The organism is Rhodococcus sp. B50 (assembly GCF_013602415.1).
GTDB lineage: Bacteria > Actinomycetota > Actinomycetes > Mycobacteriales > Mycobacteriaceae > Rhodococcus.
On record NZ_WPAG02000002.1, the window covers coordinates 1,629,498 to 1,647,096 of the forward strand.

Below are 17,599 nucleotides of genomic sequence, written 5' to 3' on the forward strand. Positions count from 1 at the left end.
TCGGGGCGGTCAGTCGGACGGGGCGGAGCGAGACTTCTGGTGCTCGCGCAGTTCGTGGATCTCGCGCTCGAAATCCTCCGCCGAACTGAAGGAACGGTAGACCGACGCGAAGCGCAGATAGGCGACCTCGTCGAGATCGCGCAGGGGACCGAGGATCGCCAATCCCACCTCGTGGCTCGGGATCTCGGGTGAGCCTTTTGCGCGCACCGCATCCTCGACCTGCTGTGCCAGCTTGTTCAGCGCGTCGTTGTCGACGTCGCGCCCCTGGCAGGCGCGCGCCACCCCGCGCACGACCTTCTCGCGACTGAACGGCTCGGTCACGCCGCTGCGCTTGACGACGGACAGCACGGCCGTCTCGACCGTGGTGAAACGGCGCCCGCATTCGGGGCACGCCCGTCGACGACGGATTGCGGCACCCTCGTCTGCCTCGCGCGAATCGACCACCCGAGAGTCGGGGTGGCGGCAATACGGGCAGTACATGTCGGTTCCTTCGTCGTGCCCGTGCGGGTCGCGACGTCGGCGCCGAAGCAATACTTCCCGACCGGAACCGTCTCCACTCGCGAGTGGGCCGACACCGCCGCAACCACACGGAGTGGTGTGACTGACAGTGTTGGACAATACCCGCCTGTCCGGTTCGGGCGCGGATCGCGGGTCGGGGCGGGCCACGGCGCCGTCATCCCCGGGTGGAATCCGGCACGAGGAGACGACTTCCGGCCGGCACAGCAGTACCGTCGAGCGAATCGAGTTCGGCGACCCTCGCCAGGGTGACATCGACCGGGGCCTCCGGCGGCAGCCGGACGGCCGACGCCTCCAGGCTCTCCCCCTCGCCCACGACCGTGACCGTGGTACCGGCACTCTGCGAGATCACCTCGCCGGTGCGGACGTGGGCGAGCACGAGGAGCATCGTGGTGGCCAGCGCGGTGAGCAGCAGCGTTGCCGCCATCTGCCGCCAACTCGTGCCCTCCGCCGGCCGACGACTGCGCGGCATGATCTCCGACCGGCGATGCAGGGGCTCACGAGAGGACGCGACGACGCGCGGCCTCGTCCGCGACGGGACACGAGTGCGGTGCACCGCGGACGTCGCGATCGGCCGAATGCGGTGCAGGCTTCCCCCGCCCGGACCCGAGACGGTCCGCCCTTCGCTGCGCGTCCGAACTGCCGTTCCCGTCCGAACCGCCGTGCCCGAGCGAACTGTCGGGCCCCGTCGCACCGCCGCGCCCACCGGAACCGCCCTGTCGATCCGAACCGCTCTGCTCATCGGAAATCCTCCGTGTCGCTGTGCGTGGTCTGCCGACCCCGTCGAACACTCGATCATGTGTTCGAACGAAAGTCTGTTCGAATGTTGTACCACGAGTCCCGCCCCGGCGTCAGCCCCTCGAAGGGTGAATCTCGAACATCTGTTTGATATACGCGCGGGATGTCGATAGATTCGAAAGGCAACTTGCAACCCATCCGACACTCGCCGCACGGAGGTCACGATGAAGGCGGACGGAACATCCACAGCCCGCCGGGGCGGACCCACGACCGACGATCCCACCGCAGGACTCACCGAGCGTCAACGGCGCGTCCTCGAGGTCATTCGCGACTCCGTCAGCGAACGGGGGTACCCACCGAGCATCCGCGAGATCGGCGACGCCGTCGGACTCAACTCGACGTCGTCCGTCGCGCACCAGCTGCGCACGCTCGAACGGAAGGGCTTCCTGCGCCGGGATCCGAACCGCCCCCGAGCCGTCGACGTACGCGGCCTCGAGCCGTCGCCCGCTCCCCAGCCGTCCCACGAGGTGGTCGCCACCTCGTCGGCCGACGAGATCCCCTCTGCGGCAATGGTTCCCGTCGTGGGCCGGATCGCAGCCGGTGGTCCGATCCTGGCCGAGGAAGCAGTCGAGGACGTCTTCCCGCTACCGCGCGAACTCGTCGGCCAGGGGTCGCTGTTCCTCCTCAAGGTCGTCGGCCAGTCGATGATCGACGCCGCGATCTGCGACGGCGACTGGGTGGTCGTCCGCCAGCAGAACGTTGCCGACAACGGCGACATCGTCGCTGCGATGCTCGACGGCGAGGCCACCGTCAAGACGTTCAAACGGGTCGACGGCGACGTGTGGCTCATGCCCCACAACCCGATGTTCGAACCGATCCCGGGCAATGACGCCGCCATCCTCGGCAAGGTCGTCACGGTCGTCCGCAAGATCTGATCTCCGGGCTCACCCGGCACCAATGAGTCCGGGGTGGCTCCGCTGTGCGGAGCCACCCCGGACTTCTCGTACATGCCTCAGACGTCGAGACCGCGTCCGATGACTTCCTTCATGATCTCGTTCGTGCCGCCGTAGATCTTCTGCACGCGGGCGTCGAGGTACGCCTTCGCGACGGGGTACTCGCGCATGTAGCCGTAGCCGCCGTGCAACTGCAGGCACCGGTCGATGAGCTCGACCTGCTTGTCGGTGGTCCAGTACTTGGCCATTGCGGCCTCCTGGACGGTGAGCTTCTTCTCGTTGAGCAGCTCGATGCACCGGTCCACGAACACCCGGGCCAGCTGGGTCTCGGTGGCGAGCTCGGCGAGCTCGAAACGGGTGTTCTGGAACTTGCCGATCGGCTTGCCGAACGCCTTGCGGTCGCGGCAGTACTGGATCGTGTCGTCGAGCACGCGCTCCATGGCGGCGGCGGCGACGACCGCGATCGCGAGACGCTCCTGCGGCAGATTCTGCATCAGGTAGATGAAGCCCAAGCCCTCCTGCCCGAGGAGGTTGGCCGCCGGGACACGCACATCGTTGAAGCTGAGCTCGGCCGTGTCCTGGGCGTCCAGACCGATCTTGTCGAGGTTGCGTCCCCGCTCGAAGCCCGGCATGCCGCGCTCGACGACGAGCAGCGAGAAGCCCTGGGCGCCTTTCTCGGGGTCGGTGCAGGCCACGACGATCACCAGGTCGGAGTGGATGCCGTTGGTAATGAACGTCTTGGCACCGTTGAGGACCCAGTCGTCACCGTCGCGCACCGCGCGGGTCTTGATGCCCTGCAGGTCGCTGCCGGTGCCCGGCTCGGTCATCGCGATCGCGGTGATCAGCTCACCGGTACAGAATCCGGGCAGCCAGCGCTTCTTCTGCTCCTCGTTCGCGAGCTCGAGCAGGTAGGGCGCGACGACATCGTTGTGCAGCATGAAGCCCAGGCCACTGAAACCCAGCTTGGTGGTCTCCTCGGCCATGATGGCGTTGTAGCGGAAGTCGTCCATTCCGCCGCCGCCGTACTCCTCCGGCACCGCCATGCCGAGGAAGCCTTGCGCGCCGGCCTTCTTCCACACCTCACGGTCGACGATCTTGTCCTTCTCCCACTGCTCGTGGAAGGGGGCCACCTCCTGTTCGAGGAACTTCCGGTACGACTCCCGGAAGAGGTCGTGCTCGGGCTCGAAAAGGGTGCGTTCCATCTGCGCTCCTGTGTGAGACGTCGTTCGACATACTCACGGTATGCAGATGATCGCGCGGTGACGCTGACACAACCGAGCGGATTTTGTGACCCGGACGACTCCCGGCGAAGGATCAGCGCCGCAGGTCCGCGAGTCTGCGCAAGAGGGGGTACGCGACCAGGATGCCGATCGAGCCCCACGCGATGCCGCCGAGTTCGACCGATCCGATCGAGAGCGTCAGATCACCGATGCCGGCGACGAGCGCGGCAGCCGCGACGGTGAGGTTGACGGGGTCGGTGAAGTCGACCTTCGCCTCGGTCCAGATGCGTACGCCGAGGATGCCGATCAGGCCGTAGAGCACGAGCGTCGCGCCACCGAGGACGCCGTCGGGCACGGTGAAGACGAGTGCACCGAACTTCGGCGAGAAGGCGAGGACGACAGCGGTGACCGCCGCGACGGCGTACGCCGCGGTCGAGTACACGCGGGTCGCGGCCATGACGCCGATGTTCTCGGCGTAGGTCGTCGTTCCCGAACCGCCGCCCGCACCGGCCAGGGTGGTCGCGAGACCGTCGGCGATGAGCGCGTTGCCGGCCATGTCGTCGAGGTTCCGGCCGGTCATCGCGGCGACGGCTTTGACGTGCCCGACGTTCTCCGCGACCAGCACGACGACGACAGGCAGCGCCAGGAGGACGACCGACAGCTCGAAGGTGGGGCCACGCAGGTCGGGTAATCCGAACCACGCCGCGTCGCGCATGGCGTCGATGCGCTCGGAGGCGATCGCCCCGGTGAACGCCGCGAAGATCCATCCGACGATCACACCCACGAGGATGCCGAGCCGGCCGAGCATGCCCGGTCCCACCACCGTCACGAGCAGCGTGACCACGAGCGTGATCGTGGCGACGAGCGGTTGCGCCTCGAACGATCCGGTGGCGGTCGGTGCGAGGTTCAATCCGATGAGGGCGACGATCGCCCCCGTCACCACCGGCGGCATGACCGCGTCGATGATGCGCGAACCGGCTGCCTTGACGGCGAGACCGATCAGAACGAGAACGATGCCGACAGCGACGATCCCGCCGAGTTGCGCTGCCGGACCGGACCCGGCCGAGGCGCTCAGAGGCGCGATGAACGCGAACGACGAACCGAGATAGCTGGGCACCCGTCCGCGCGTGATGATCAGGAACAGTGCGGTACCGATCCCGGAGAACAGCAGCGTCGTCGTGACGGGGAAGCCCGTGATCGTCGGCACGAGCAGGGTGGCACCGAACATCGCGATGACGTGCTGCATCCCGATGCCCACGGTGCGCGGCCACGACAGCCGCTCGTGCGGTGCGACGACCGCACCGGGGTTGATGCGACGCCCGTCGCCGTGCAGTGTCCACCCTCGGCCCGTGGTGCGTCCGGTCGTCTTCGCTCGTTCGGTCACGACAGGACATCGTAGAACCGGTCGTCCCGGTCGCGCCGCTCAGTCCAGCAGTTTCGCGGCGGCGGCCCGTGCCGCGACGGGATCGTCGGTCGCGAGGACCGCCTCCGCGGCCTCGCGGCAGCGATCCATCGGGACCGAGGAGAGCCGCGCCCCGACGCCCGTCACCGCCGACGCCGCACACGACAGCGAGGTGACGCCCATCCCGGCCAGGACACACGCGAGGAGCGGGTCGGCCGCCGCCTCGCCGCACACTCCCACCGGCTTGCCGGCGGTGGTGCCGGCCTGTGCCGCGCGGGCCACCAACGCGAGCACCGCGGGTTGCCACGGATCGGTGAGGGCGGCCAACTGCGGCGACATCCGGTCGGCCGCCATCGTGTACTGAGCGAGGTCGTTGGTACCGATCGACAGGAAGTCCAGATGTTCGAGCAGCCGATCCGCGAGCAGGGCGGCGGACGGAACCTCGATCATGACCCCGGGTGAGAGGCCACGTTCGCGCACCCGCGCGGCGAAGTCTGCGGCCTCCGACACCGTCGCCACCATCGGCGCCATCACCCACGGCCGGACACCGGTGCGCGAGGCCGCCTCGGCCACCGCGTCGAGCTGCCGATCGAGCACACCCGGCGCCGACGTCGTGATGCGGATACCGCGGACCCCGAGCGCGGGATTGTGCTCGTCGGGATGGTTGGCGAAGCGGAGCGGCTTGTCGGATCCGGCATCGAGTGTGCGCAGGACGACCTTCCGGCCTTCGAACGCTTCGAACACTTCCGTGTAGATGTCGGACTGCTCCACCACGGTCGGTTCCGTGTCGCGGTCGAGGAAGCACAATTCGGTGCGGAACAGTCCGACGCCCTGCGCCGGCGTGCGACGCGCCGCACGGGCGCCGGATCCGTCCTGCACGTTGGCGAGGATCTCCACCGGGTGCCCGTCCGCGGTGGCTCCCGGACCGGACCAGCCCGCCACACGTTCCCGTTCGATGCGGTCGCGTTCGACCTCGGCGGCGGCCTCGGCGCCGTCCGGTGAGAGCACGATCCGGCCCGTCGCACCGTCGACCAGCACCGCTGTTCCGACCGGGACGTCGTCGAGGTCGGCCACTGCGACGACGCACGGGATGCCGAGCTGACGGGCGATGATCGCGGTGTGGCTCGTGGGTCCGCCGAGCGAGGTGGCGAGCGCGACGATCACGGACGGGTCGAGACCGGCGGTGTCGGCGGGTGCGAGATCGGTGGCCAGGAGCACGGACGGCCGCTCCGGCATCTCGAGGCCGGGTTCGGGAGCGCCCTGCAGTTCGGCGATCACGCGGTCGCGGATGTCGAGCAGGTCGGTGACCCGCTCCGCCTGCAGACCGCCCATCTTCTCGAACAGCGCCGCGAACTGCTCTGTGGCACCGACGGTGGCACCGACCGCGTCGGTGCCGGATCGGATCTTCGTCGCGGCCGCTCCGCGCCAGGCGCGATCCTCGACGAGCACCGCGGTGGCCTGGAGCACTTCCGCGGCGGCACCCGAGGCGCGGGAAGCGCGGGCCCGCAGCCGCTCGGCCACGACCTTCGCGGCGTCCTCGAATCTGCCCACCTCGGCTTCGCGCGCCGTGTCGGGAATCGAGGTGCCCTGGGCCGGCACGACGGGACGCGCGACCGGCCGGACGACCGGGCCGTATCCGATACCGGGCACGACGGGGGTGCCGTGCAGGGCGGACGCCGACTGCTCCATGGAGATCTCCTCACCGCGGTGTTTCGTTGTGACCCAGATTACTCACAAGCCTTGACATGTCAACACAGACGGGCGTAAAACAACATAAACCAACATTCATATCCCACAAATCGGGTACCCCCAGGAGTGACGGTGTACGCAGAGGAACGGCAACAGGCGATCGCGGCGCTGGTCGCGGCGCGTGGCCGCGTGTCGGTCGCGGCTCTCGCCGACCGTTACGGCGTCACCACCGAGACGGTGCGGCGCGACCTCGCCCACCTCGAACGCCTGGGCCACGTGCGGCGCGTCCACGGGGGCGCGATTCCGGCCGCCTCACTCACGGTGGCCGAGCCCGCCCTCTCCGAGCGCGAACACACCCGCGCCGAGCACAAGGACCGCATCGCCGCCGCGGCCACCTCCTTTCTCCCACCGTCCGGGGGGAGCGTGCTCTTCGACGCCGGCACCACCACCGGCAGAATCGTCGGTGCACTGCCACCCGAGGTCGAGCTCACCGTGGTCACCAACTCGGTGCCGATCGCCGCGCGCCTCGCGGCGATGAACGCCGTGCAGTTGCACCTGCTCGGCGGGCGCGTCCGCGGAGTCACCCAGGCCGCGGTGGGCGCCGAGGCCCTGACCACCCTCTCGACAGTCCATGTGGACGTCGCATTCATCGGCACCAACGCCCTGAGCATCGACCACGGACTGTCCACGCCCGATGCTGACGAGGCCGCGATCAAACGCGCCATGGTGCGCACGGCCGACCGGGTCGTCGTGGTCGCCGATTCGTCGAAGGTCGGCCGGCGCAACCTGCTGAGCTTCGCGTCGCTCGAACCGATCGACGTCCTGGTCACCGACACCGACCTCGACGACACCGACCGCCGTCAACTCATCGAACACGGAATCGAGGTGGTGACGGCATGATCGTCACGCTCACGGCCAACCCCAGTCTCGACCGCACGGTCGGCCTGACGGGCCCACTCGAACGCGGAAGGGTGCATCGCACCGAGCGATCCACCGTCGACCCGGGTGGGAAGGGGATCAATGTCGCCCGCGTGCTGCACGCCGCATCGACCGAGGTGGTGGCCGTCCTTCCGGCCAACACCGGCGACCCACTGCTCGCCGCGCTCGAGGACCGGGGCATCGCGCATCGGGCCGTGCCCACCTCCGGGTCGACACGCAACAACATCACCGTCGCCGAACCCGACGGCACCACCACGAAACTCAACGAGCCCGGAACACCCTGTACCGGGCGCACGCTGGGCGAACTGCACGCCGCCCTGCTCGAGTGCGCGCAGGACGCCGCGTGGACCGTCCTGTCGGGCTCCCTCCCTCCCGGAGTGCCCGAATCCTGGTACGCCGATCTCGTGGATGCCCTGCGCAGCCTGGGGTGCCGCATCGCGATCGACACCTCCGAGCGGCCGCTGCTCGCCCTCGCCGCGCGTTTCCCCGCGGCCGCCCCGGACGTGATCAAGCCGAATTCCGACGAACTCGCCCAGCTCACCGGGGCGGACGCGCACGAACTCGAATCCGGCGCCGCCGCAGGCGATGTCGGTGCCGTGGTCGATGCAGGGCGGGTCCTGGTCGACCGTGGCGTCGGCGCGGTCCTCGCCACCCTCGGAAGCGCCGGCGCCGTTCTGGTCACCGAGGCGGGCGCCTGGCGCGCCACCGCGGCCGATGTCACGGTCCGCAGCACGGTCGGCGCGGGCGACTCGTCGCTCGCGGGATATCTGCTTGCCGAACAGGCCGGCCGCGAACCGGCCGAGTGCCTGCGACTCGCCGTCGCCTACGGGACCGCGGCCGTCGCACTTCCCGGAACCGCCCTTCCCACTCCCGATTCCGTCGACCCCACCCGAGTGCACGTCACCGACGTCCACCGCCGACCCCGACCGCTCCCCTCCCACTCCTAAGGAACGTCATGTCCGACACCACCTCCGGCCCCGCAGGCGGTTCCTCGATCATCGGTACGGAACTCGTCGCGCTCGACGCCGACCTGGGATCCGACAAGAACTCCGTCATCGCTGCGCTCGCCGGACGCCTCGCCGCGACCGGCCGAGCCTCCGACGCCGACGCGCTCACGGCAGCCGTTCTCGAACGGGAAGCCAAGTCCGCCACCGGCCTTCCCGGCGGAATCGCGATCCCCCACGCCCGCAGCGAAGCGGTCACCACTCCCTCCCTCGGATTCGCCCGACTGTCTCCGAAGGCCGACTTCGGAGCTCCCGACGGACCCGCCGACCTCGTCTTCCTCATCGCCGCGCCGGAAGGTGCGGGCGGCGACCACATGAAGCTGCTGACCGCCCTCGCTCGCGCACTCGTGCGTCCGGACTTCGTCGCGTCGCTGCGCGCGGCCGCCTCCGCCGAGGAGGTCATCGCGCTGGTCGAGGACGTCCTCCCACCCCGACCCGAGCCGTCCGGCACCGGTGCTGCCGCCTCCGCCGCAGCGGCGGCACAGCCGGCGCCCGCCGCGTCCGCGAAGCCCGCGGTCGCACCCCCGCAGAGTCCGGAGCAACCCGCCGGCAGCCGCACGATCGTCGCGGTCACCGCGTGCCCGACCGGCATCGCGCACACCTACATGGCCGCCGATGCGCTGGCCGCGGCCGGTGAACGCGCGGGCGTGACGGTCCGGGTGGAGACGCAGGGGTCGAGCGGTAGCACTCCCCTGCCCGCCGATACGATCGCCGGCGCCGACGCCGTCATCTTCGCCACCGATGTGGGGGTCAAGGGCCGGGAACGGTTCGCCGGCAAGCCTGTGATCGCGTCGGGCGTCAAGCGCGCGATCAACGAGCCGGACACCATGATCGCCGAGGCTCTGAAGGCCTCCGCCGATCCGTCCGCACGCACCGTCGAGGCCGCCTCGGGCGCCCCGGCGGGCGAGTCGGAGAGCGGCAGCGACCTCGGCTGGGGCACCCGACTGCGGCAGATCCTGCTCACCGGCGTGAGTTACATGATCCCGTTCGTCGCGGCCGGTGGTCTGCTCATCGCCCTCGGCTTCCTGCTCGCCGGTCCCGACATCACCGACTCGGCTGCCGACATCGTCCTCGACAACACGCTCACCAACCTGCCCGCGGGCGGGCTCGGCACCTATCTCGGTGCGGTCCTGTACCAGATCGGCTCGCTGGCGTTCTCGTTCCTCGTCCCGGCGCTGGCCGGCTACATCGCCTTCGCCATCGCCGACCGTCCGGGTCTCGCCCCCGGCTTCACCGCAGGTGCGGTCGCCGTCTTCGTCGGCGCCGGCTTCATCGGTGGTCTCGTCGGCGGCATCATCGCCGGCTTCGCAGCCCTATGGGTCGGCCGTATCCCGCTGCCCACCTGGGCTCGCGGTCTGATGCCGGTGGTGATCATTCCGCTGCTCGCGAGCCTGATCGTCGGTGGGCTCATGTTCCTGCTCCTCGGTCGTCCGCTGGCCGCGATCACGACGGGTCTGACGGACTGGCTCAACGGTCTGTCCGGTGGTTCCGCGGTGCTGCTCGGCGCCATCCTCGGCCTGATGATGTGTTTCGACCTCGGCGGGCCGGTCAACAAGGCTGCCTACGCCTTCGCCGTCGCGGGTCTCGACGTCGCCAACACCGCCTCCCTCGAGATCATGGCGGCGGTCATGGCGGCCGGTATGGTTCCGCCGCTCGCCATGGCGCTGTCGTCGTTGGTGCGTCCCCGTCTCTACAGCACGGCCGAACGCGAGAACGGCAAGGCGGCGTGGCTGCTCGGTGCGTCGTTCATCTCGGAAGGTGCCATCCCGTTCGCGGCTGCCGACCCGATCCGGGTGATCCCGTCGATGATGCTCGGCGGCGCGGTGACCGGCGGCATCGTCATGGCGACCGGTGTCACGCTCACCGCACCCCACGGCGGACTGTTCGTCCTGTTCGCCATCGACCGCGTCGTGTGGTTCCTGATCGCGCTGGTGATCGGCACGGTGATCGCCGCGCTCGCGGTCAGCATCGCGAAGTCGATCACCCGTCCCGTCCGGGCCGCCGCCGACGAGGCGAACCCGCAACCCGTAGCCGCACACTCCTGATCGCCCGATCGCACTGCACTTCCCCACCACGAAGGAGATTCACATGCCCAGCACCACGGTCGCCGTCGGTTCGTCCATCGGCCTTCATGCCCGTCCCGCAGGGATCATCGCCGAGGCCGTGGTCGCGGCCGGCGTCCCCGTCACTCTCGCAGTGGACGGTGGGGAGCCCGTCGACGCGGGTTCGGCCCTGATGATCATGACGCTCGGCGCGGGACAGGGCACGCAGGTGACGGTCTCCTGCGACGACGACGCGGTCCTCGCGCAGGTCGTCGAGCTGGTGGCCGCGGATCTCGACGCCTGACCTCACCCGCGGGCGCGGCGCCGGACGACGAGTCCGAGTACCCCGAGGGCGATCACCCCGGCAGCCACGCCCGCACCCACTATCGGCAGTGCCGCGGACGACATCTCGTCCGCGGCATCGTCGTCCGCAGGCACGAACAGTTCGGTCGCACCGCGACGGATCCGGATCGGCGGGTTCGCCGCCGCTGTCGCGCCGCGCTCGGACGCGGTGAGCAGATCGCCCTCGGCGGTGAAGGCGACGGCTTCGCCCTGCGGTTCGTCCGGTACCGGGATCCGGAAGCGAGGACCTGCGACCAGGGCGGACGCAAGATCCCCGTCGGGCACGTGGAACAGGTACACGTCGGTGTAGGTGCGTACCGCGGCAACCGTCCCGTCGGCGCTGACGGCACCGCCGGTGATCATCGAGGAGGACGCACCGGGAATGGGCCCGCCGGAAGTGTCCGACGGCCCGAGTGCCAACGAGCCGACCTTCTCGAGGGCGGCCGGTCCCGGCACGGGGAGGTCGCCGGTCGTGAGTCCGCGTGCGGGCCGGTACACGTTGCTCGACCCGAACAGCGCCTTGGTCACGATCACCGGTTCGCCTGCCGCCGAGACGAGTACGGTCTCGGCATCGCGGGGACCGTCGGGATAGGTCAGCCGGTGCAGGTCGCCCCGGCCGGTGTCGGGGTCGAGGGAGATCAACGCGATCGTCCCGCGGACACCGGTGTTGTCGCCGAGGTCGCCGAGCCACAACCGGCCATCGGGACCCGCGGCGAGATCCTCGACGTCGTACGGATCGACGGGAGACGGAATCCGCTGCCGCACCGAGCATTCTCCGTCGAGTTCGACGATGCGCTCGTCCTCCCCGGCATCCGGCGTCGCGAACAACCGTCCGTCGATCGTCGCGAGGCCGGAGAGTTCGGCCAAGGCGGGATCGTCCGGGGTGCACAGGATCTCGTTCGGAAGATCGGCGACCGGGATCCCCCCGTCCTGCGCACCGGCGTGCGACACCGGTACGAACGCCGTGACGGCAGCGACCAGCGCCGCCCGGCGCACGAGCCGCATCAGGCCGCGAAGTCGACCAATGCCGACGCCAGCGCGGCCGGCACCTTCGCATGAACCCGCGTGCCGTCCACCTCGTGCTCGGACGACAGGATCTGACCGTCGGAATGGATGCGCGCGAGCAGGTCGCCGCGGGTGTACGGCAGGAGCAGCTTCACCTCGACGTCGGGATCCTCGAGCAGGGCAGCCAGCTGGGCCTGTAGTTCGTCGACGCCTTCCCCGGTGTGCGCGGAAACGAACACCGCGCCGGGGATCGCGCCGCGCAACTGGGTCAGGGTGACCGGATCGGCGGCGTCGATCTTGTTGACGACGATCAGTTCGGGCGGCGGCGGTGCGTCCGATTCGCGCAGCACCTCGGTGACGACCTCGCGTACCGCCTTGATCTGCTCGGTGGGCATCGGGTCGGAACCGTCGACGACGTGGAGCAGCACGTCGGCGTCGGCGACCTCCTCGAGGGTCGACCGGAACGCCTCGACCAACTGGGTCGGCAGGTGCCGGACGAAACCGACGGTGTCGGTGAGCACGTACTCGCGTCCATCGGGCAGCGCGGACCGGCGGGTCGTGGGGTCGAGGGTCGCGAACAGCGCGTTCTGCACCAGGACACCGGAGCCGGTGAGCTTGTTGAGCAGGCTCGACTTGCCTGCGTTGGTGTACCCGACGATCGCGACGGACGGGATCCGGTTGCGCAGGCGTCGCGTGCGCTTGGTGTCGCGCGCGGCCTTCATCGCCTTGATCTCGCGGCGAAGTTTGGCCATCCGCTCGCGGATCCGGCGACGGTCGGTCTCGATCTTCGTCTCACCGGGACCACGCAGACCCACACCACCGTTGCTACCGGCGCGACCACCGGCCTGCCGCGACATCGACTCGCCCCAGCCGCGCAGACGCGGAAGCATGTACTCCATCTGTGCGAGGGAGACCTGCGCCTTACCTTCCCGGGAGGTCGCGTGCTGCGCGAAGATGTCGAGGATCAGCGCGGTCCGGTCGATGACCTTGACCTTGACGACCTTCTCCAGCGCCGTGAGCTGGGCGGGAGTGAGCTCGCCGTCGCAGATCACCGTGTCGGCGCCGGTGGCCAGCACGATCTGCCGCAGCTCGTCGGCCTTGCCCGAACCGATGTAGGTGGAGGCGTCGGGCCGGTCGCGACGCTGGACCAGACCTTCGAGAACCTCCGAGCCCGCGGTCTCGGCGAGCGCGGCGAGCTCGGCCAGGCTCGCTTCCGCCTGGGCGGCCGTTCCGCCGGTCCAGACACCGACGAGCACGACGCGCTCGAGTCGGAGCTGACGGTATTCGACTTCGGTGATGTCCTCGAGTTCCGTGGACAGACCGGCCACACGCCGCAACGCACTGCGGTCTTCGAGTTGCATCTCGCCGACGGACGGATCCTCGGCGGTCCAGCCTCCGGGTGCGTCGTACGCGGTCGAAGTGCTGTCATCTGGGGTTGCGCGGTGCGTGCGCTGTGTGTTCGTCATACACCTCCATGGTGTCACGAAGCCCGAATCGGTGCATTCGAGTTTTTCGGCCGCATCCGCGCGCAGAGTTCCGTCGCCCGCCCTGCGGAGCGGATCAGTACGGCGCCGACCACCAGCTGTCGTCGAGCTGACCCGTCGCGACCAGCACCGACGGCCCGCGGAGCCAGGCCCGTCCGTCCTCGATCCGCACCTCGACCGAACCACCGGGGATCCGCACCTGCACCACGCCCTCGGAGGCACCGTCGAAGCGCAGTGCTGCCGCGGCCGCAGCGACCGTGCCGGTGCCGCAGGAGCGGGTCTCCCCCACTCCGCGTTCGTGGACCCGCATGTGGACGGTCCCGGCCGCGATCGGAGTCAGGAACTCGATGTTGACCCCGTGGGGGAAGAATCCCGGGTCGAAGCCGGGCGAGGTGAGGTCGAGACCGGCCAGGCTCGCCTCGCTCAGGTGCGGGTCGACGCATGCCAGGTGGGGATTGCCGACGTCGATGCCGATGCCCGGATAGACGCGCCCGTCGATGGTCGCCGCCGACTCGCCCAGGCTGCGCACCGTACCCATGTCGACGGTCACCTCACCGCGAACCGGCCCGGTCTCGTGTACCCGGACGGGCTTGCCGCCCGCGCGGCTGCCGACGACGAACTCGCGGCGGCTCTCGAGCTCGCGCGCGGTGAGATAGTGCGCGAACACCCGCACCCCGTTGCCACACATCTCGGCGATGGATCCGTCGCCGTTGCGGTAGTCCATGAACCAGTCGTCCGCGCCGGTGCCCTCCGGCAGTTCGCCGAGCACCCCGGCCGAGACCAGCGCACCGGCCCGCGCCACCCGCAGCACCCCGTCGGCACCGAGTCCGCGCCGCCGGTCGCACAGGGCGGCGATCCGGTCGGCATCGAGGTCCAGGCGGGCGTCGGGATCGGGAAGGATCACGAAGTCGTTCTCGGTTCCGTGCCCTTTGCTGAACTCCATGGCCGATACCTTATCGGGCTGGTGAGGCCGGTGATGTCCGTGCGTCCCGTACCACCCGCAGGGCCGTCTCGCGCACGTCGGGCTCGGCGCCGTCGAGCCAGTGGATGCGCGGATCTCGGCGGAACCACGAGCGCTGCCGTCGCACGTATCGCCGGGTCCCGATGAACGTCCGCTCGCGGGCGTGGGCGAGGTCGTACTCCCCGTCGATGTACGCGAGGACCTGCGCGTAGCCGATCGCGCGTCGCGCGGTGACCCCCTCGCGCAGTCCGACCTCGACGAGTCCGTGAACCTCGTCGACGAGGCCGCGTTCGAACATCAGATCGGTGCGCCGGGCGATGCGGTCGTCGAGCTCGGCGGTGGCGCGGTCGACGCCCAGGATCACGGTGCCCCAGCGAGGCTCGCCGATCGTCGGCTGCGACGCCGCGAACGGTTGCCCGGTCAGTTCGACGACCTCGAGCGCCCGGACCATCCGTCGGCCGTCGGTGGGCAGGATCGTCGCCGCGGCGGCGGGATCGGCGCGTTGCAGCGCCCGGTGGACCGCGGCGAGACCCTCGGTTTCGAGCAGCGCCTCCCATTTCGCCCGTACCTGCGGATCCGTCGCCGGGAACTGCCATTCGTCGAACAGCGCCTGCACGTACATCATCGATCCGCCGACGACGACCGGGACACGACCGCGCCCGAGGATCGCTTCGACATCGGTGATCGCAGCCTGCTGGTACCGCGCGACCGTCGCAGTCTCGGTGACGTCGAGGACGTCGAGCTGGTGGTGCGGAATGCCGCGACGCTCGTCCGGCGAGAGCTTCGCCGTCCCGATGTCCATGCCGCGGTACTGCTGCATCGCGTCGATGTTGACGATCTCGCCGCCGAGCGCCTCGGCGAGGTCCACTCCGAGATCGGACTTGCCCGTGGCCGTGGGGCCCACCACCGCGATCGGGACGAGCGCGTCGGCAGGGCCGGTTCTTCCTGCGCTCACGGTGTCCAGATCCCCACGTGGTAGCCCACCCCGTAGGGCGCGGCGGAGTAGGTGACGGAGGCCGAGCGGGGCCGCTCGCCGAAAATCGCCGCCAACACGTGCCAGGCGGCGCGTCCGGCGAGTTCGATCTCCGAACACAGCTCGGCGTCGAGCGCCGCGAGGGCCTCCGGGTCTCCGGCGGCGAGCGCGGCCGCCAGCGCCGCCTCGACCTCCTCGGACCGCGGGTCGTAGGCGCCGGGGGCCTTGGCAGTGAGGGTCGCGGCTCCGTCGGCCACGACGAGCAGAGCCCGCGGAAGGTCGTCGCCGTCGAGATCCGCCCGCAGGTCACGGCCGAGATCCACGCAGTGCGCGGCGTCCGCGTCGGCGGCCACCACGCGGGTCGTCACCCGGGTGTGGGGCGCTGTACGGTCGCGGATCCAGCCGGCCACGAGTGCCGTCAGCGCGAGCGTGGGGTCGGGCTCGCCTGCGGCATCGGGGCCGAGCTGCACCGGGATGTCGGCACCGAAACCGCGGAAGGTTCCGCGCGCGGTGGACGGGACGGTCTGCTCGGCCTGCTCGGCACCCAGGACCACCCATTCCTCGGCACCGGACAGCCTGCGACCGACCTCGAGAACCGCCGCGCGCAGATCGTCGGTCTCGGACGCGGCGAGACCGGTCAGCTCGGGTACGAGCAGCGGTGGGGACGGCACGAACGCCGCGGCGGTCAACACATCGGCAACCGTAGTCCACCGGACCCGGCGCCTCGCATCGACACGACCTGTTTCAATAGTGGGCGGACGCGATCGCGGAGCCCCCGGGATCGACCTGCGGTAGACCCATGCGACCAGGCAGCCGTGCCGCGCGGCAGAGATGAGGTATCGATGAGCGACCCGAACGCACAGGACCGAACCGGCGAGTCGACCCAGGAGCGGACCCCGCGTCCCGGCCCCGCCGCCCCCCGAGCTCACGCTGCGACCCCCGGCCCCGCTGCCCGAGGCGGGGATGGTTCCGCCGCGGCACCCCCGAAGCCGCATCCGGTGGCGGCCCAGACGCACCCCCACGTCCCGACACTGCCCGCAAGCGATCCGAGTCTGTTCGGACGCGTCGACGAGGACGGCACCGCGTGGGTCCGCACGAGCGAGGGCGAGCGGTGCATCGGATCGTGGCAGGCAGGCGACGCCGCCGAGGGCCTCGCGCATTTCGGACGCCGCTACGACGATCTCGCCACCGAGGTGGCGATCCTCGAGACCCGGTTGACGTCCGGCACCGCCGACGTGAAGAAGACCCGCGCAGCCGCCGAGACTCTCGCCGAATCGCTCCCCACGGCTGCGGTCATCGGCGACCTCGACGCACTCGCCACCCGGCTCACCGCGATCATCGAGCACTCCGAAGAGGCTGCGGCCCTCGCCAAGCAGGAGAAGGAGAAGCGACGCGCCGAGAGTACGGCTCGCAAGGAGACCCTCGCAGCCGAGGCCGAGACGATCGCCGCCGAGTCCACCCAGTGGAAGGCCGCAGGCGACCGGCTGCGCGAGATCCTCGAGGAGTGGAAGACCATCCGCGGTGTCGACCGCAAGATCGACGACGTGTTGTGGCGTCGTTACTCCAAGGCACGTGAGGCGTTCAACCGGCGTCGCGGAGCCCATTTCGCCGAACTCGATCGCGAGCGTGCCGCGGCGAAGAACCGCAAGGAGGAGCTCGTCGCTCGGGCGGAGGAACTGCAGAACTCCACCGACTGGGGCGCCACCGCTGCGGCCTTCCGCGACCTGCTCGCCGAGTGGAAGGCGGCCGGCCGCGCCCCGAAGGACGCCGACGACCAGCTGTGGAAGCGGTTCAAGGGCGCCCAGGACGTCTTCTTCGCCGCGCGCAACGCCGCGAATGCCGAGCGGGACGCCGAGTTCGAGGAGAACGCCCGCGCCAAGGAAGAGCTTCTCGAAGCGGCCTCGTCGATCGACCCGGCGGCCGATCTCGAGGGTGCCCGGGCCCGCCTGCGCGAGTTGCAGGACCAGTGGGAGGCGATCGGCAAGGTTCCGCGCGAGCGCATGCACGATCTCGAGGGCCGCCTGCGGGCCGTCGAGAAGAAGGTGCGTGAGGCCGCCGATTCCGAGTGGCGGCGCACCGATCCCGAGGCGCTCGCCCGTGCGGCCCAGTTCCGGGAGCGGGTGCGTCAGTTCGAGGAGCAGGCCGCCAAGGCGACCGCGGCGGGCCGGGCGAAGGAGGCCGAGAAGGCCCTCGCGCAGGCTGCGCAGTGGCGTGAGTGGGCCGACGCGGCGGAAGGCGCCGTCGGCGAGCGCTGACACCGCGACGCCGTAACATCCGAAGACGACGATCCCCTCTCCCGGCCGGGAGAGGGGATCGTCGTCTTCGTGCGAA

Annotated in this window: 16 protein-coding genes; 6 read left to right on the plus strand and 10 right to left on the minus strand. The window is 70.1% G+C overall.

Annotated features, from left to right (window positions below):
• Positions 1-9: 9 nt before the first annotated feature.
• Positions 10-480 carry a transcriptional regulator NrdR gene (gene nrdR / locus GON09_RS07835; protein WP_213931313.1) on the minus strand — a complete coding sequence of 157 codons (471 nt, stop codon included), beginning with the start codon at positions 478-480 and terminating at the stop codon, positions 10-12.
• 193 nt (positions 481-673) lie between these two features.
• A complete protein-coding gene (locus GON09_RS07840) occupies positions 674-988 on the minus strand; it encodes a LysM peptidoglycan-binding domain-containing protein (RefSeq protein ID WP_244865437.1) in 315 nt (104 codons plus the stop codon).
• A 490-nt stretch (positions 989-1,478) separates the two neighbouring features.
• Here GON09_RS07840 and lexA point away from each other — a divergent pair, with 490 nt between their 5' ends.
• Positions 1,479-2,189, plus strand: coding sequence for a transcriptional repressor LexA (gene lexA / locus GON09_RS07845; protein ID WP_213931314.1), 711 nt, complete (start codon positions 1,479-1,481; stop codon positions 2,187-2,189).
• A 77-nt stretch (positions 2,190-2,266) separates the two neighbouring features.
• Here the strand turns inward: lexA and GON09_RS07850 are convergent, their stop codons facing one another.
• The 3 genes from GON09_RS07850 to ptsP all read right to left on the minus strand — a co-directional run bounded on the left by GON09_RS07850 (position 2,267) and on the right by ptsP (position 6,518).
• Positions 2,267-3,409 (minus strand): acyl-CoA dehydrogenase family protein, encoded by a 1,143-nt coding sequence (locus GON09_RS07850; protein WP_213931315.1) that lies wholly within the window; start codon positions 3,407-3,409, stop codon positions 2,267-2,269.
• Between the two features lie 112 nt (positions 3,410-3,521).
• Positions 3,522-4,811: a uracil-xanthine permease family protein gene (locus GON09_RS07855; protein ID WP_213931316.1), complete on the minus strand. Its 1,290-nt coding sequence runs from the start codon at positions 4,809-4,811 to the stop codon at positions 3,522-3,524.
• Between the two features lie 39 nt (positions 4,812-4,850).
• Positions 4,851-6,518, minus strand: a complete 1,668-nt coding sequence (gene ptsP, locus GON09_RS07860; RefSeq protein ID WP_213931317.1) for a phosphoenolpyruvate--protein phosphotransferase — start codon at positions 6,516-6,518, stop codon at positions 4,851-4,853.
• Between the two features lie 132 nt (positions 6,519-6,650).
• On the opposite strand from ptsP, the gene GON09_RS07865 reads away from it, so the two are divergent.
• Genes GON09_RS07865 through GON09_RS07880 form a run of 4 tightly spaced genes read left to right on the plus strand, consistent with a single transcriptional unit; the run spans position 6,651 to position 10,807 of the window.
• Positions 6,651-7,418: a DeoR/GlpR family DNA-binding transcription regulator gene (locus tag GON09_RS07865; protein WP_213931318.1), complete on the plus strand. Its 768-nt coding sequence runs from the start codon at positions 6,651-6,653 to the stop codon at positions 7,416-7,418.
• Positions 7,415-8,404 carry a 1-phosphofructokinase gene (gene pfkB, locus GON09_RS07870; RefSeq protein WP_213931319.1) on the plus strand — a complete coding sequence of 330 codons (990 nt, stop codon included), beginning with the start codon at positions 7,415-7,417 and terminating at the stop codon, positions 8,402-8,404. The genes GON09_RS07865 and pfkB overlap by 4 nt, the downstream gene beginning before the upstream one ends.
• 8 nt (positions 8,405-8,412) lie before the next feature.
• A complete protein-coding gene (locus tag GON09_RS07875; protein WP_213931320.1) occupies positions 8,413-10,506 on the plus strand; it encodes a PTS fructose transporter subunit IIABC in 2,094 nt (697 codons plus the stop codon).
• A 43-nt stretch (positions 10,507-10,549) separates the two neighbouring features.
• Positions 10,550-10,807, plus strand: coding sequence for an HPr family phosphocarrier protein (locus tag GON09_RS07880; RefSeq protein WP_213931321.1), 258 nt, complete (start codon positions 10,550-10,552; stop codon positions 10,805-10,807).
• 2 nt (positions 10,808-10,809) lie between these two features.
• Here GON09_RS07880 and GON09_RS07885 read toward each other — a convergent pair whose 3' ends face one another.
• The 5 genes from GON09_RS07885 to GON09_RS07905 all read right to left on the minus strand — a co-directional run bounded on the left by GON09_RS07885 (position 10,810) and on the right by GON09_RS07905 (position 15,960).
• The gene (locus tag GON09_RS07885) at positions 10,810-11,850 is read right to left on the minus strand and encodes a hypothetical protein (RefSeq protein WP_213931322.1); all 1,041 of its coding nucleotides are present in this window, start codon (positions 11,848-11,850) and stop codon (positions 10,810-10,812) included.
• On the minus strand, positions 11,850-13,316 hold the full coding sequence (hflX, locus tag GON09_RS07890) for a GTPase HflX (protein WP_213931323.1): 1,467 nt from the start codon (positions 13,314-13,316) through the stop codon (positions 11,850-11,852). Before hflX ends, GON09_RS07885 begins: the two co-directional genes overlap by 1 nt.
• A gap of 94 nt (positions 13,317-13,410) precedes the next feature.
• The gene (dapF, locus tag GON09_RS07895) at positions 13,411-14,277 is read right to left on the minus strand and encodes a diaminopimelate epimerase (protein ID WP_213931324.1); all 867 of its coding nucleotides are present in this window, start codon (positions 14,275-14,277) and stop codon (positions 13,411-13,413) included.
• 10 nt (positions 14,278-14,287) lie between these two features.
• A complete protein-coding gene (miaA, locus tag GON09_RS07900; protein WP_213931325.1) occupies positions 14,288-15,250 on the minus strand; it encodes a tRNA (adenosine(37)-N6)-dimethylallyltransferase MiaA in 963 nt (320 codons plus the stop codon).
• Positions 15,247-15,960, minus strand: a complete 714-nt coding sequence (locus tag GON09_RS07905) for a hypothetical protein (protein ID WP_213931326.1) — start codon at positions 15,958-15,960, stop codon at positions 15,247-15,249. Before GON09_RS07905 ends, miaA begins: the two co-directional genes overlap by 4 nt.
• Before the next feature lie 150 nt (positions 15,961-16,110).
• Between GON09_RS07905 and GON09_RS07910 the strand changes: the two genes are divergently transcribed.
• Positions 16,111-17,523 (plus strand): DUF349 domain-containing protein, encoded by a 1,413-nt coding sequence (locus GON09_RS07910; protein WP_213931327.1) that lies wholly within the window; start codon positions 16,111-16,113, stop codon positions 17,521-17,523.
• Positions 17,524-17,599: the final 76 nt, after the last annotated feature.